At 44.2% G+C, this 15,943-nt stretch carries 15 protein-coding genes; 1 reads left to right on the top strand and 14 read right to left on the bottom strand.

Annotated features, from left to right (window positions below; all coding sequences use genetic code 11):
- Positions 1–19 precede the first annotated feature (19 nt).
- The 10 genes from greA to HMPREF0373_RS09565 all read right to left on the bottom strand — a co-directional run bounded on the left by greA (position 20) and on the right by HMPREF0373_RS09565 (position 10,632).
- Positions 20–523 carry a transcription elongation factor GreA gene (greA, locus tag HMPREF0373_RS09520; RefSeq protein ID WP_021739494.1) on the bottom strand — a complete coding sequence of 168 codons (504 nt, stop codon included), beginning with the start codon at positions 521–523 and terminating at the stop codon, positions 20–22.
- 121 nt (positions 524–644) lie between these two features.
- A complete protein-coding gene (locus HMPREF0373_RS09525; RefSeq protein ID WP_044963742.1) occupies positions 645–2,009 on the bottom strand; it encodes a sodium-dependent transporter in 1,365 nt (454 codons plus the stop codon).
- Between the two features lie 290 nt (positions 2,010–2,299).
- Entirely contained in the window at positions 2,300–3,709 is a 1,410-nt protein-coding gene (locus HMPREF0373_RS09530; protein WP_021739496.1) for an oxaloacetate decarboxylase subunit alpha, read from the bottom strand.
- A 201-nt stretch (positions 3,710–3,910) separates the two neighbouring features.
- Positions 3,911–5,062 (bottom strand): sodium ion-translocating decarboxylase subunit beta, encoded by a 1,152-nt coding sequence (locus HMPREF0373_RS09535; RefSeq protein WP_021739497.1) that lies wholly within the window; start codon positions 5,060–5,062, stop codon positions 3,911–3,913.
- 14 nt (positions 5,063–5,076) lie between these two features.
- Positions 5,077–5,445, bottom strand: a complete 369-nt coding sequence (locus HMPREF0373_RS09540) for a biotin/lipoyl-containing protein (protein WP_021739498.1) — start codon at positions 5,443–5,445, stop codon at positions 5,077–5,079.
- A gap of 31 nt (positions 5,446–5,476) precedes the next feature.
- Positions 5,477–5,869 carry an OadG family protein gene (locus HMPREF0373_RS09545; RefSeq protein WP_021739499.1) on the bottom strand — a complete coding sequence of 131 codons (393 nt, stop codon included), beginning with the start codon at positions 5,867–5,869 and terminating at the stop codon, positions 5,477–5,479.
- 20 nt (positions 5,870–5,889) lie between these two features.
- The gene (locus tag HMPREF0373_RS09550; protein ID WP_021739500.1) at positions 5,890–7,260 is read right to left on the bottom strand and encodes a carboxyl transferase domain-containing protein; all 1,371 of its coding nucleotides are present in this window, start codon (positions 7,258–7,260) and stop codon (positions 5,890–5,892) included.
- Between the two features lie 418 nt (positions 7,261–7,678).
- Positions 7,679–8,311 carry a L(+)-tartrate dehydratase subunit beta gene (ttdB, locus tag HMPREF0373_RS09555; protein ID WP_044963748.1) on the bottom strand — a complete coding sequence of 211 codons (633 nt, stop codon included), beginning with the start codon at positions 8,309–8,311 and terminating at the stop codon, positions 7,679–7,681.
- Positions 8,312–8,395: 84 nt separating this feature from the next.
- Entirely contained in the window at positions 8,396–9,295 is a 900-nt protein-coding gene (gene ttdA / locus HMPREF0373_RS09560) for a L(+)-tartrate dehydratase subunit alpha (protein WP_021739502.1), read from the bottom strand.
- 68 nt (positions 9,296–9,363) lie between these two features.
- Positions 9,364–10,632: an SLC13 family permease gene (locus tag HMPREF0373_RS09565; RefSeq protein WP_021739503.1), complete on the bottom strand. Its 1,269-nt coding sequence runs from the start codon at positions 10,630–10,632 to the stop codon at positions 9,364–9,366.
- 219 nt (positions 10,633–10,851) lie between these two features.
- Between HMPREF0373_RS09565 and HMPREF0373_RS09570 the strand changes: the two genes are divergently transcribed.
- Positions 10,852–11,727, top strand: a complete 876-nt coding sequence (locus HMPREF0373_RS09570) for a LysR family transcriptional regulator (RefSeq protein ID WP_044963750.1) — start codon at positions 10,852–10,854, stop codon at positions 11,725–11,727.
- Positions 11,728–11,857: 130 nt separating this feature from the next.
- Here the strand turns inward: HMPREF0373_RS09570 and HMPREF0373_RS09575 are convergent, their stop codons facing one another.
- From HMPREF0373_RS09575 to HMPREF0373_RS09590, 4 genes are all read right to left on the bottom strand, one after another.
- Entirely contained in the window at positions 11,858–12,382 is a 525-nt protein-coding gene (locus HMPREF0373_RS09575) for an adenine phosphoribosyltransferase (protein WP_021739505.1), read from the bottom strand.
- Positions 12,383–12,507: 125 nt separating this feature from the next.
- Complete coding sequence (gene glpK / locus HMPREF0373_RS09580) at positions 12,508–14,010, bottom strand: glycerol kinase GlpK (RefSeq protein ID WP_021739506.1); 1,503 nt, start codon at positions 14,008–14,010, stop codon at positions 12,508–12,510.
- Between the two features lie 298 nt (positions 14,011–14,308).
- Positions 14,309–14,677, bottom strand: coding sequence for a DUF1667 domain-containing protein (locus tag HMPREF0373_RS09585; protein WP_021739507.1), 369 nt, complete (start codon positions 14,675–14,677; stop codon positions 14,309–14,311).
- Positions 14,677–15,942 (bottom strand): NAD(P)/FAD-dependent oxidoreductase, encoded by a 1,266-nt coding sequence (locus HMPREF0373_RS09590; protein WP_021739508.1) that lies wholly within the window; start codon positions 15,940–15,942, stop codon positions 14,677–14,679. Before HMPREF0373_RS09590 ends, HMPREF0373_RS09585 begins: the two co-directional genes overlap by 1 nt.
- Position 15,943: the final 1 nt, after the last annotated feature.

Consider the following 15,943-nt stretch of genomic DNA (forward strand, 5'->3'; position numbering starts at 1 on the left):
ATGCTCCATTAGAATGCCATTAAAATTTTCTGAGTCCAATACTTCCGTCATCTTCGGTGTTTTCAATGGCACGGATTTCTACATAATAACCGGCATTTGCATTGATCTCCACGTAAACACGGTCTCCGACTTTATGACCAAGAATGGCTTTTCCGATTGGAGATTCCGTAGAAATCCAGCCTTTCAGGGAGTTTCCGCGCACGGTTGTCACCAGTGTATACACTTCTTCTTCGTCATCATCTTCAAAATATAAAGTAACTTTATTGTTGATTCCAACTTCATCGGATTTTGACTCATCGGATACAACTACCGCTGTTTTGATCATGCGCTCCAGATAACGGATACGGCTTTCGTTGGCATTTTTATCTTTTTTTGCTGCGTGGTACTCAAAATTTTCACTGAGATCGCCATGCGCTCTTGCCTCTTTTACAGCTTCCAATGCTTCTTTACGAACTACCAGTTTCCGATATTCGATTTCCTCTTTCATTCGTTCAATGTCTTTTTCTGTCACTTCATCATGCATAATCTCGATACCTTCTTTCCAAAAGTGAAGCGGACACTCACGTTCTGCTCTCGCTACTTCTCTCTGACACAGTTACTTTACAGCCTGCATTCGACTTGAATCTATCGCCTATTTCGGTGGATTACATCGTAAAAAATCCGAACTGTGCCATTGAATAAGTGATCAGGATGATCACCAGCATTACCGGTGCAATATATTTTATCATCACATTGTACAGTTTTTCACGATTCATTTTTTCACCATTTCGTTTTACTTCATCTGTAACAGTCTTTGCTCCTGCCACCCATCCGATCAGAATACAGGTGCACAGTGCTACGATTGGCATTAGTACACTATTACTGATATAATCAAAGAAAGTCAAAAAGTCCATCCCAAGAATCTTGATATGTGCCCATGCACCATTGCCCAGAGAGGATGGAATTCCCATTATAATACTGATAATGATGCAGATTGCAACGCTTTTCTTACGGCTGATACCGAATCGATCCATAAAGGAAGATACGATAGCTTCCATAATCGAAATGGAGCTGGTCAACGCAGCTAAGAATACAAGCACAAAGAACAAAATTCCGATGATCGTGCCACCTCTCATTTGCTCAAACACTTTCGGAAGCGTCACAAACATCAATCCTGCTCCGCTTGCTTTTGTTCCTGCTTCACCGCTGAATACATAAACTGCCGGAACGACCATAAATCCGGCCAGCAGAGCAACGACTGTATCAAAAATCTCAATCTGATTTACAGATTTTATCAGGCTTGTCTCATTTTTTGTATAAGAGCCATAAGTAACCATGATTCCCATAGCCAGACTCATAGAATAAAACATCTGTCCCATGGCTGCACACACTGTTTTCAGTGAAAACTTTGTAAAATCAGGCAGGAGATAGTACTTAATGCCGGCACTTGCTCCCGGTAATGTAAAAATATAAATGGAAATAATCACAGAAATAATCAGCAATAACGGCATCAGGAATTTACTGATTTTTTCAATTCCTTTATTGACGCCAAGCAGGATAACTGCTGCAGTCAGTCCCAGATAAACAGCGAAATAGATCATCGGTGAGATCGAATTTCCGACAAAATTTCCAAAAAAACTATCTGCTGCTGCATCCAGTCCATGACCGGACACAAACGTCACCATATATTTAACAACCCAGCCGCCGATCACACAATAATACGGCAGAATGATCACCGGAACGATTGGTGCCAGCACACCTAAAAATCCAAATTTTTTATTGATGGCTTTGTATGCAGTACCCGGACTCTGTTTTGTCTTGCGTCCGATTGCAATCTCGGTAGTCATCAATGTAAAACCAAATGTCAGTGCCAGAATGATATATACCAGAATAAAAATACCTCCGCCATACTGCGCGGCAAGATAAGGAAAACGCCACAGATTACCAAGTCCCACTGCGCTTCCTGCTGCTGCAAGCACAAAACCGATTCCGCCAGAGAAACTACTGCGCTCCTTTTTGTTATGTTCCATATTAAATCCTCTTTCTCTCATTATTTCTTCTGTTCCGATTTTTTATCGTCGTATCCTTCATTATATCATTGGTGCTCATATATTTCAACAAATATACGGTTCAAATCACTTTAAAACTTTATACATGTCTTTTAATCCGAGGAAATAATCAAGACCATTCATCTACATTGTGATTCAAAAATATTGCAGAATATACAGAAGCGATGCAGAAAACGCAGAATCCTGTCCTGACAGGATTCTGCGTTTTCTTTCAAAATATTAAATTTTTAAAGCCAAAGAAGCATTATTTTTTAAACCGGATAAGCTCCATTTTTGTGGTCAGCCGCCTCCGGATCTACCTTTGTCTGCTGTGCCTCACGATATTTGAAGAAATCCAGTGCCTGCTGCGGGAAGAGTGCATAAGAAAGCACATCCTCATCCTGCTGTTTCCAGCGTGACATTTCATTCTCAATCTTGGCAAGTTCCGGTTCGATCAGATCTGCCGGACGACAAGTAATTGCCTTATCTTTATCCGCACCGAGAACTTTTTCCACTACTTCCGGATTGAATGGTTTTACTGTCTGACCATATTCACCAAGTAAAATGCTCTTGGTTTCTTTGGTAGCAACTTTATAACGCTCACCCATCAGAACATTTAATACAGCCTGTGTACCTACGATCTGGCTGGAAGGTGTTACGAGAGGTGGCTCACCAAGGTCTTTTCTTACACGCGGGATTTCTTTTAATACTTCCTCATATTTGTCCTCTGCGTTCTGCTCTTTCAGCTGAGAAATCATGTTTGAAAGCATTCCGCCCGGAACCTGATAACGTAAAGTATTGATATTTACGCCAAGTACCTTCGGATTTAACAGGCCGCTTGCCATTGCCTCCTCACGGATTTTGCCAAAGTACTCATTGATTTCAGCAAGAATATCCTGATTCAGACCGGTATCATACGGTGTACCTTTGAAGGTTTCAACCATAACTTCTGTTGCCGGCTGGGATGTGCCCAGTGCCAGTGGAGAAATTGCAGTATCAATGATATCGCATCCGGCTTCTACTGCTTTCAGACAACTCATAGAAGCCACACCACTTGTATAGTGGGTATGAAGCTCGATTGGAAGGCTTACATTTTCTTTTAATGCTTTTACAAGACGCTCTGCCTCATATGGAACCAGAAGGCCTGCCATATCTTTGATACAGATGGAATCTGCACCCATATCCTCGATACGTTTTGCAGTATCTACCCAATAATCCAGCGTATATGCCTCACCTAAGGTATAGGAAAGTGCAATCTGGGAATGACCTTTTTCCTTTTTGCAGGCATCTACGGCTGTCTTTAAGTTTCTCAGATCATTTAAACAGTCAAAAATACGAATGATATCGATTCCGTTTGCAATAGATTTCTGTACAAAATATTCTACTACATCGTCTGCATAATGACGGTATCCCAAAATATTCTGTCCACGGAACAGCATCTGCAGTTTTGTATTTTTGAAACCATCACGGAATTTTCTGAGACGCTCCCACGGATCTTCTTTCAGGAAACGCAGGGATGCATCGAAAGTTGCACCGCCCCAGCATTCAACTGCATGATAGCCGACTTTATCCATTTTATCGATGATCGGAAGCATCTGCTCTGTGGTCAGTCTGGTGGCCATCAGAGACTGATGCGCATCACGCAGAACAGTTTCTGTTATTTTCAATGGTTTTTTCTCCATGATAAATTATCTCCTTTTTTATAATCATTGCCTTTGTTTACGGATTGTTCCGCTGTTCCAGCTCCCACATTCCTCCCTCCATTCGAAAATCGCATGACTCTGTCCTGCTTTTTTTCTCATTGGAGGGGCGTGTCGCTAATCCTGTAAAGCATTTACATGCAAGCATGACATGCTTTTAGGATTTCGACACTGTAAACAAAGTTATACACCGAATATTGCCATGAATACTCCGGCTGCGATCGCAGTTCCGATAACTCCGGCAACATTTGGTCCCATGGCGTGCATCAGCAGGAAATTGGTCGGATCTTCTTCTGCACCAACTTTCTGGGATACACGGGCTGCCATCGGTACTGCGGATACACCGGCAGAACCGATCAGCGGATTGATCTTGCCTTTTGTTACAACGCACAGGATCTTACCAAAGATAACACCTGCTGCGGTACCAAATGCAAAGGCTACCAGACCAAGTACTACGATCTGAAGTGTTGTCACTTTCAGGAATGCTTCTGCACTTGTGGATGCTCCGACGGAGGTACCAAGCAGGATAACTACAATGTACATCAGGGCGTTGGATGCTGTCTCGGACAGCTGTTTTACTACGCCACTCTCACGGAACAGGTTACCAAGCATCAGCATACCTACCAATGGAGCTGTGGTCGGAAGCACCAGACACACAATAATGGTAACAACGATTGGGAAAAGGATTGCTTCCAGTTTGGAAACTTCACGAAGCTGTCCCATACGGATGGAACGCTCTTTTTTAGTTGTTAAAAGTTTCATGATCGGCGGCTGGATGATCGGTACTAATGACATATAGGAATACGCCGCCACGGCGATCGGACCCATCAAGTCATTTTGATGTAATTTTCCGGCCAGGAAGATGGAAGTCGGTCCATCTGCTCCACCGATGATGGATACTGCTGCAGCTGCTGCATCGGAAAAACCGAATACGATAGCCAGCAGATATGCGGCAAAAATACCGAACTGTGCGGCTGCTCCCAAGAGAAAACTGATCGGGTTTGCGATCAGCGGACGGAAATCCGTCAATGCGCCGACACCAAGGAAAATCAGGGACGGAAGAATGGACCACTCATCCAGTTTGAAGAAGTAGTGCAACAAACCTCCGACACCGTTGCTTGCATTTTCCGGAGAAATCATGATATCCGGATAAATATTTACCAGAAGCATACCAAACGCGATCGGTACCAGCAGTAACGGCTCATATCCCTTTTTGATTGCTAAATATAAGAACACACAGGCAACGGCGATCATCAGATAGTTTCCCCAGGTCAGATTGAAGAACGCGGTCTGATGCACGAGATTGCCCAATGTCTCTGCTATATTACCTGACATGTCTACCTCCTGTCTTATGCGTTCATAGTAGCAAGTACTGCTCCTGATTCTACTGTCTCACCTTTTGCTACATCCACACTGGCAATAGTGCCATCCTGTGGTGCAACAACTGGTGTCTCCATTTTCATAATTTCAAGTACAACGACAGGATCACCTTTCTTTACGGCTGTGCCCGGTGCTGCTACAACATCAACAACTTTACCTGCTGCACCTGCAGTAATGGAGATGCTTCCTGCTGCGCCTGCAGCTGCCGGTTTTGCTGCCGGAGCCGGAGCCGGTGCTGCTGCTCTCGGAGCCGGTGCTGCTGCCGGAGCGCCATTTGTATTTTCTTCTACGGTTACATCATATACGTTTCCGTTTACGGTAATTGTATAATTTTTCATTTTTCTATTCTCCTTAAACAAAATGGTGTGATTAGCGTCTCTTGATCGTACGGACTCTGAAACTGTCTACCGGTACATTCTCACTTGCTGCGATCGCGGCTGCGATAACAGCGACCAGCTCCAGATCATCCGTTTCCTGTACAGGAGCTGCAACAGCTGGTGCTGTCTTTGGTGCTTCTGCTGCCGGTTCTGCTTTTTTGGCAAATTTTTCCTGGATTACAGGAATGATCTTGAAACAATAAATGATCAGCGCAATTGCGATCAGCATAACGAATACCGTTCCCATACCAAGGACTGTATTCTGTAATGCATTTGCCAGCCGGGCTTTTCTGTCTGCTGCCTGCGCAAATACGGTCATTCCCGGAAGCTGTAAAGCCAGAAGTCCGAGACTGCCTGCCGCAATCCCTTTGATATTCTTTCTCATCTTCACTATCTTCCTTTCTTTTACAGCATGGAAAATGCCATGATCAGATGTTTTCTTGTCTGTGCCGGAGCGATGACTGCATCCACGCTGCCTCTTGCTGCTGCGGAAGTTACGGCATTCTGTTTTCCTTCATAAGCAGCTGCCTGTTTTTCAGTTGCTTTCTCTCCTTCAGCTGCAAATAAGATATTTGCTGCTTTTTCAGCTTCCATCATACCTACTTTAGCATCATCCCATGCAAATACCATATCGGCATCACTGATGCTTCTTGCGCCCATAGCCACATAAGCACTGCCGTAAGTATCGCCCATGATCAGGTTTACTTTGCTGTTGAAACCGCCGTTGTGATAAGCTTTTACCAGTTTTGCGATTGCCTGTGGAAGACCTTTTTCTGTCTGCTCTACTGCCGCAAATCCATCTGCTGCTGTCACAGTCAGAAGCGGAATCTCGCAATCGTTACAGAATGCGACGAAAGCTGCTGCTTTCTCACATCCGTCTACCGTAAGACCGTCAGCCAGATCTGCAGTCTTCTCACCTTTTTCATCATAAAGTGCATCGGCATTTGCCACTGCACCAACTAAAATTCCATTTAATGTAAGGAATCCTGTCACCATCTCCGGTGCGTAATCCGGACGGATCTCCAGGAATTTATCGTCTGCACACTCAGCTAACAATGCACGTGCATCTTTCATGGCACATGTTTTATCAGAAATGTAACGATTCAGATCATCCTCTCCACAACATCCATATTCTTCATCAATGAGCATTACTACCAGCTCACGGATTTTTGTCAGAACAGCCTCTTCGCTCTCCAGTACTTCTGCCTGTCCGGAAACTGCCGCCTGATATTTTGCAGAATCAAACTCGCGGGAAAGTTTTTTATTATCCTGAATGGTATGCGGTGCATTCACATACATCTGTGCTTCTTTTGTCATAAATGCAAAATCACTCATGGCCGGAATCAGTGTCATACCACCTGCACAGTTACCCATTACTGCGCTGATTTGAAGTACACTGTCCGCATACTCAGCCTGCTTTGCAAGGACACATCCAAAGCTGTCCAGTGCATCTACAGATTCCTGCAGACGAAAACCGCCGCAGTCTAACAGTCCGATCACCGGAGCTGCTGCCTTATCAGCCATATCATATAATTTTGCAATTTTCTTTGCGTGCATCTCACCCATCGTTCCGTTCAGCACATCACGGTTCTGACTATATACATACACCGGATTGCCCTCAATCTGTCCGTATCCTGTGATAACACCATCGGATGGTGCAGACTGGTCATTTACGGTAAAATCTGTTGTGCGGGCGGAAACTAATGCGCCAACCTCTACGAAACTACCTTCATCTAACAGACGGTTGATTCGCTCTAACGCTAAACATTCTGCCATATTGCCTCATACCTCCTTGAGATTGTTATTTTATTAACATACCAGATTCATTCTACTTCATTTTTTACAAAAATTCAAGAAAAATGTTCCTGTTTGCCTATACATTTTTTTGCATTTCCTTGGCATATTCACTTGTATTCTATGCAAAGTATACAAAATACTAAGCAGCATCCTTTTTGATTGTAAAAAATATAATTTTTTTATTAAACTTGCCTCATCCTCTGTAACTATTAAAACACCAGTTCCACTATTTTGTAAAAATCATTCTTGTTATGAAGATATTCCTTTTCGGAATCAGAAACAGAAATACGCACCATGCCTGCTATACATGGTGCGCATCCTGTAATTCTATGGAGTACTCAGTTTTGCAACCGAATGGATCTGCTCAGCATAAACACTCTTCTATATGCATAAATTTTTATTTGATGAATTTTACTTCCGGATAAATCTTCTGCTTTGCAGCTTCTTTTCTTTCATTATAAATAACTTTCTGTTCTTCGAATAAATTGCGTCCGTTTGCATCAATGGATACGATGAGCGGGCCAAATTCTTTGACCTTACAGCACCAGAGTGTTTCCGGCATTCCAAGTTCATCCCAGTGATGCTCCGCAATATACTGCACTTCGGTAGCAGCCACAACAGCGCAGCCTGCCGGGAATACACAATGAATGGCTCCGAAATCTTTACATGCACGCTCGGTATTCGGTCCCATGCCACCTTTGCCGACAATCACGCGGACACCGGTCTGCTCGGTAAATTCGTACTCGAATTTTTCCATACGCATGGAAGTAGTCGGTCCAACGGATACCATCTCATAATCATCCTCAGTTCCTTCGATTTTTCTTACAATCGGTCCTGCATGGAAAATTGCTTTGTTTCTGATGTCATATGGAAGCTCTCTGCCATATTCCACCAGTCTGCGGTGTGCCACGTCACGACAGGTCATCAGATCGCCGTCCAGCCATACAATGTCACCGATTTTAATATCTGCCAGATCCTCCTTGCTTACAGGAGTAACCAATACTTTTTTATCGCCTCTGATTTCAATCATCTTTTTATTCTCCTTTTTCACGAAATATTTGCATAGCTTTCACTTTTCGCCAATCATACATCTAGAAAGGAAAGCCGTTACTTTTTACTCAAATTTCCAGGTAGAATGTGTATCACAGACTACGTTCAGATCTTTGTCGATCACAATGTGACCACGACGGTGTGACCAGCATCCTACGTTTACAGCAACACCGATAGTAGACGGATGACGTGCTGTATTCTCAATATTTACACCCATGACAGAATATTTTCCGCCCATACCCTGCGGTCCAAGGCCAATAGCATTGATTCCATCCTCTAAAAGCTGCTCCATTTTTGCTGCATTTGCATTGTCATTGTGGGAACCAATCGGTCTCATCAGCGCCTTTTTAGAATTTAATGCTGCAGTCTCTACGGAAGTTCCGACACCGACACCAACCAGAAGCGGCGGGCAGGCATTTAATCCATAAGTAGTCATCTGATCCAGTACAAAATCGGTGATTCCTTCATACCCTGCACCCGGCATCAGTACCATTGCTTTACCCGGAAGAGTACATCCGCCGCCTGCCATGTAAGCATAAATCTCACACTGGTCGTTATTTGGGACAATATCCCACCATACCGTCGGTGTTCCTTTTCCGACATTTTTCTTTGTGTTGTACTCGTCAAACGTCTGTACAGAATTGTGGCGAAGTGGTGTGGCAAATGTTGCCTGCACAACCGCATCTGTCAGCAGAGCTTCCAGCTCATTGATGTACGGGAAATTTGTTCCGCATTTGAGCCAGAACTGAAGGACACCGGTATCCTGACAGCTCGGACGGTCAAGTTCTACTGCCAGTCCCTGATTTTTTGTCATGGTTTCATATAATACTTTCGGCAGTGCCGCATCTTCTTTGGAGCCAAGCTCCTCTAATTTTGCCACAACATCATCCGGCAGCTTTTTTCCGATATGTCCGACAAAGTCGGCTACCATGTCTGTTAATCTCTTGATTTCTTTTTCTTTCATTGAATCGCACCTCCAGCAATTTTTACTTTAAACTTTAATACTAGCTTCGCCGCTTATACAGCAGCTTTTTAATGATAAAATGGGAATAAAATTGGTAACAAAATCATACATAACGCAAAGGATACAAGGATCAGCGGCAGTCCTGATTTCACGTAATCTTTAAAGCTATAACCGCCAAGTCCGACTACCATGGTATTTGCAGGCATTCCGATTGGTGTTGCGTAAGCGCAGGATGCTGCAATTACCGTTGCAATAACCACTGCTCTTGGATCTGCCCCAAGGATATCTGACATAGATACCGCAATTGGAACCATCAGCGCTGTGGTTGCTGTGTTTGACATAAAGTTTGTCAGAACACATGACACTACAAAAATGACAAACAATAACATCATCGGGCTTGGATTTTTTCCAAGGAATCCTACGATTGTGTCCGCGATCATGGTTCCGGCGCCTGAGGTATCCAGTGCATTGGCAAGCGCCAGGGAACCACCGAAGAGGAGAACTACTTTTAAATCTATGGATTTCAGTGCAGCGCTTCCGGAAATAACACCGGTTAGTACAACTACACAGGCTCCGATACAGGCAGATACCTGAATTGGAATACCAATCTGTTTTTCAAAGATCATTGCTAAAATAACCGCGATCAGCACTACCAGAGACGTAATCTGTTTCCACTTTGGCACATGACTGAAATCTGGTTTTGTCTCTGCCACTTCTGCCACACTTTTTGCAGAAGTCTTCGGAAGCAGGCGGTATCCGATGAAAACAAAATAAACGATACCTGCCAGAAGCATTGGGATTCCAATCGGCGCATACATAAAAAATCCGGTTTCTTCACCAAGATTCTGCAGGGCATCCACACCCATCAGATTTCCCGGTGCTCCGATAATGGAGAGGTTTCCGCCAAGTGCTGCTGCAAATACCAGTGGCATGAGCAGGCGGCTTCTGGAATATCCGGATTCGTCTGCAATTCCACAGACAACTGGGATCAATACTGCTGCGGTCCCTGTATTTGACAGGAATCCTGACATGACTCCTACGATCACCATAATGGCAACCATCAGGATTTTTTCATTTTTTGCAAATCTGGTCACCACCCCACCAATCTTGTTTGCCATGCCGGTTTCAAAAAGTGCCTGTCCTACTACAAACATTCCAACGCACAGAATCACGTTGCTGTTTACATATCCGCTGAATGTCTGGGAAGCGTCCAGAACCCCGGTCACATTTAATCCGATTGCTACAATCGTAGCGGTAAGCCCCAGTGGAATCTTTTCTAATATAAAGCTGACAATCGCAAATATCAGAAATAAAATTGTTATTGTCGATGCTGACATTTTTCACCCTCCCTGTAAAGAATTGTGAATCGGCCGTTCTCTTTATTTGATATCTGTATTGTAAATCAGGTATATTCATTTGTCTATTTAATGAATTTTAACTTGCCATAAATAAAATTTATAGTATACTTTAAGCAAAAGGAAGTTATTGAATTCATCTGATCATTCATCAGTGGTGAATTTATGACGGAAAGCAGCTTCGACGAAAGGAGAATTTTTATGACCTTAAATCAGTTGAAATATTTTTGTGAAACATGCAGATGCCACAGCATCACCGCTGCTGCAAATCAGCTGTTTGTGACGCAGCCGGCCATTTCACTGGCTATCCGGGAACTGGAGGCTGAATTTGGCATCACACTTTTTACACGATTCAACAACCGGCTCACCCTGACGGAAGACGGCGCACTGTTTTATAAGAAAGCTGACTACATTCTGCAGTACTGCAAAGATATGCAATTTGAATTGAACGGCAGCCGGATTCAGCAAAATCCGATCCACGTCGGCATTCCTCCGGTGCTCAGCAGTTTTTTCTTTCCGGGACTCATTGATGCTTACCGTTCCAAATATCCAGATGCTCTTGTATCCCTGGAGGAATATGGTTCTGTACGTGCCTGCGATCTGGTTCTGGAAGATAAACTGGATCTGGCTCTCGTCAATATGGAAATGTATAACATCGACCAGCTGAACAGCCATGTACTTATTCACGACCAGCTTGTGTTCTGTGTATCCCCGGAACACCCACTGGCAAATCATACTTCTATCAAAGCTGCTGATCTGGATCATCAGAATGTTATTTTGTTTAATAAAGATTCTGTACAGAATGCCATTTTACGCACCCGCTTTGATTTCGGAAATGTCCATCCGAATATTATCATGCAGGGAAACCAGCTCTATACCATGATTAATTTTATTCGCTCCGGGACAGTGGGATGTTTTCTTTATAGCTGCATTACCGCAGGACTGCCGAAATACAAGGCCATGCCTATGGAGCCGCCAATGAAAACGGATATTGGTATTGTATGGAAAAAAGGACGCTATCTGACGACGCAGATGCAAAATTTTATTACGTTTGTGAAAAAATATTATGATGCATAAATGCAAAAAGCTTTCTGACAGAACCTATCATTCAATCATGATTTTTCTGGTCAGAAAGCTTTTTTAATTAACGATTTCTCTTGTTTTTATAAGGATAAACTCTGGGCAGAGACTCTCTCTGCCCCCAATCTTAGTTACCCGGATAAGTAATGACAGACTCTACGTCGTAACCTTTCAGTTTCTCACGACCGTTTAATCCAGCCAGCTCCATCAGAAATAATACTTTGACAACTTCTCCGCCAAGGCTCTCGATCAGTTTGATGGCAGCCTCGATTGTTCCGCCTGTTGCGATCAGATCGTCTACTACGACAACTTTCTGACCCGGTTTGATGGAATCTTTGTGCATCTCAATCTCAGCAGAACCGTACTCAAGATCATATTTGGCACAAACTGTCTCGCATGGAAGTTTTCCTTTTTTACGAACCGGCACAAAACCTTTGCCAAATTCATAAGCCAACGGTGCACCAAAGATAAATCCTCTGGATTCTGCTCCAACTACCACATCAAAATCAACGCCATCCAGACGCTCCTTTAATCCGTCAATCGCAAGTTTCAGTCCGTCCGGATCCTGTAAAACGGTTGTTATATCGCGGAAAATAATGCCCGGTTCCGGAAAATCCGGGATACTTCTCACGTAATCTTCTACTTTTTTCATAATATGTATAGTTCCTCCTGTTTTATGGATTATCACTCAACCTTATCATTATACATGAAAATCCATAGGATATAAAGACATTTTTTCTGTTCTTTGGAAAAACGAACACATCAGAAATTACAATTTCATTCTTCATCCTGAGACCATGCAAGTGCACAACGCACTGCGCGATGCCAGCCTTTCAGCAGTTTCGCACGCTCTGTTTCCTCCATGGTGGGTTCAAACGTACGGCCAAGATTCCAGTTTTTGCGAATTTCATCCTTGCTGCTCCAATAGCCTACAGCCAATCCTGCCAGATACGCCGCACCAAGTGCTGTTGTCTCAATGCATTTCGGACGCTCTGCACGGATTCCTGCGATATCTGCCTGGAATTTCATCAGCATATTATTCGCACTGGCTCCACCGTCCACTTTTAAATGTGTCATTTTAACTCCGGCATCTTCTTCCATTGCGGCAATGACATCATAAGCCTGATAAGCGATGGACTCCAACGTTGCACGGATAAAATGCTCTTTTTTACATCCTCTGGTCACACCTACAATGGTGCCCCGTGCATAGGAATCCCAATATGGTGCACCCATTCCGGTAAAAGCAGGAACGACATAAACTCCCTTGCAATCCGGTACTTCATCTGCGTACTCTTCTGACTGGCGCGCACTTTTGATCATGCGCATCTCATCCCGCAGCCACTGGATCGCCGCACCTGCCACAAATACGCTTCCTTCCAATGCATATTCCACCTCATCACTGACACTCGCCGCCAATGTCGTCAACAATCCATTTTTTGATGTGATCGGTTCATTTCCAGTATTCATAAGAAGAAAACATCCGGTTCCGTATGTAATTTTTCCTTCCCCTTTTCCAAAACAACTCTGCCCAAACAAAGCTGCCTGCTGATCTCCCGCTGCTCCGCACACCGGGATTTCTCCACCTGTCACCGCCGGATCAGTATAACCATAGATATAGCTGGATGGTTTTACTTCCGGAAGCATACTTTCCGGAATGTTGAATTTTTCCAGGATTTCCTGATCCCAGCAGCATTTGTGAATATCATAAAGCATTGTTCTGGATGCGTTGGAATAGTCTGTCACATGCACAGCGCCTCCGGTCAGATTCCAGATCAGCCAGGTGTCCACGGTTCCAAATAAAAGGTTTCCTTCCTCTGCCTGTTCCCGTGCACCTTCGACATTGTCCAGAATCCACGCAATCTTGCTCGCTGAAAAATATGCATCTGCGATCAGTCCAGTCCGCTCACGGATCAGCTCATCAAATTTTTCCTCTTTCAGACGGTCAATCTGTTCTGCCGTTCGACGACACTGCCAGACAATCGCATTGTATACCGGCACCCCGGTAAAACGATTCCACACAATCGTTGTTTCACGCTGATTCGTAATTCCGATTCCTTCAATATCTTCTGGCATTGCTCCTGTCACAGCCAGAGCTTCTGTCAAAACAGATAACTGTGTAGACCATATTTCACGCGGATTCTGCTCCACCCAGCCCGGTTGCGGATAAATCTGTGTCAGCTCTTTCTGTGCCATCCCACAGATATTTCCCTCATGATCAAATAAAATACACCGGGAGCTTGTGGTTCCCTGATCCAATGCCATGATATATTTTTTCCCCATGATTTCTCCTCATTTCCGTCAACTTTTCTTATTATTCTATGATGCCAGGGTCAAAAGCCTGAAACCACGATGTGCTCGCACAAGAGTGGTTTTATGGCTTAATGACCCGCCCTGATATGAGCATAAAAGTGGAGCGTCAGCTTCACGATATGCGAATATTGGGTAGAATTGTAGGAGTACGAAGTACGGAACAATTCTTATGGCATCTTTTGACCTCAACATCATTCTATCGTATCTCTCAAAATGTTTCAAGAATTCCCTCGGCATTCTTGTTGCTCACCACCTATAGAGGTGGGAGTCATCTCTCATCCGATATAGATTTCGTTGCGATCACATCCACGCCGGTATCTGCCACATTTTCCACAATCACATCACCGATCTGAACCGGTGCAGTAAGTGTCACTCCTTTTAATGCACACAGACATTCCCGGATTTTTCCCTTCGGAATATCTGATGCCGTTTTTACCGATACCACCGGCAGATTGCCTCCAGCTACCGGCACTGTCGATGTCACGATTCTTCTTGGGTCTGTCAGTTCCTTTCTGGCATAATCATCTCCGCGTTTGCATGTATTTCCATTTACAGATACCACCTGCCCGCCATCCATTTCCACTGTCAGATTACAGCCCAGCGGACAGCCGATACAAATCAGTTCTTTTCGTTCCATTATGCTTCCCCCTGTTCGATTCGAATTGTTATTTTGGACAGATTTTCATATTCCTGCAATTTTTTCTTTTGTAAAATTACCTGTTCCATCTCGCCCGGTGCCATAACTTTCTTTTTCAGACGCATGATACAACTATCGTCAAAATAAACACAGAGTTCACTGTTTTTGTATACATTTCCAACGCGGAAACGGACGATCTGTTTGTCCTGCATCCGATGAGGATGAATGGAAGACGGCACGGTATAGCGCACACCACCCTCCGGGCAGATAGCGATTTCTGTCGTGTCTTCCGCAAACTGCTGTGTCATATATTCTGCCGCAAACGTTCCTGCTGCGCCAGCTTCTTCGGATACATAATCCACCAGATCATGCACATGTAATACGTTTCCGCAGGCAAACACACCCGGAATATTAGTTTCCAGACGCTCATTTACAATCGGCCCCGAAGTCACCGTACTTAATTCCACACCCAATTTTCCGGAAAGCTCATTTTCCGGGATTAATCCGCAGGATAACAGTAAGGTATCACACTCGTAGGTTTCTTCTGTTCCCGGAATCGGTTTTAATTTTTCATCCACCTGTGCGATCGTAACTGCCTCCACCCGGTCTTTCCCTTTGATATCTACCACAGTATGACTTAATTTTAACGGAATATCATAATCATCCAGACACTGTACAATGTTTCGCTTCAACCCACCGGAATAAGGCATCAGTTCTGCCACCACCTGCACTTTAGCGCCTTCAAACGTCATGCGCCGCGCCATGATCAGACCGATGTCACCGGAGCCAAGAATGACCACTTTTTCACCTGGCATCCGTCCCTCTATGTTGACGTAACGCTGTGCGGTTCCTGCAGAATAAATTCCCGCCGGACGATACCCCGGAATATTCAGGGCACCTCTCGGACGTTCCCTGCATCCCATCGCCAGAATGATGGCTTCCGCCTCTAGCACAAACATTCCCTGTTCCCGGTTCATACAGGTAATCTTTTTCTCCGGACTGATATCCACCACCATAGTTGACAGCAGATATGGAATCTGCATTTCTTCCACTTCTGCAATAAAACGTGCCGCATACTCCGGTCCTGTCAGCTCTTCCTGAAACGTATGTAACCCAAATCCATTGTGGATGCACTGATTTAAAATACCGCCAAGCTGCTCATCACGCTCTAAAATCAAAATATCTTTCACACCGGCCTTTCGTGCCGCAACTGCTGCTGACAGACCTGCAGGACCGCCGCCGATGATTGCAATTTTCGTTTTCATA

Origin of the sequence: Eubacterium ramulus ATCC 29099 (assembly GCF_000469345.1) — a bacterium.
Taxonomy (GTDB): domain Bacteria; phylum Bacillota; class Clostridia; order Lachnospirales; family Lachnospiraceae; genus Eubacterium_I; species Eubacterium_I ramulus.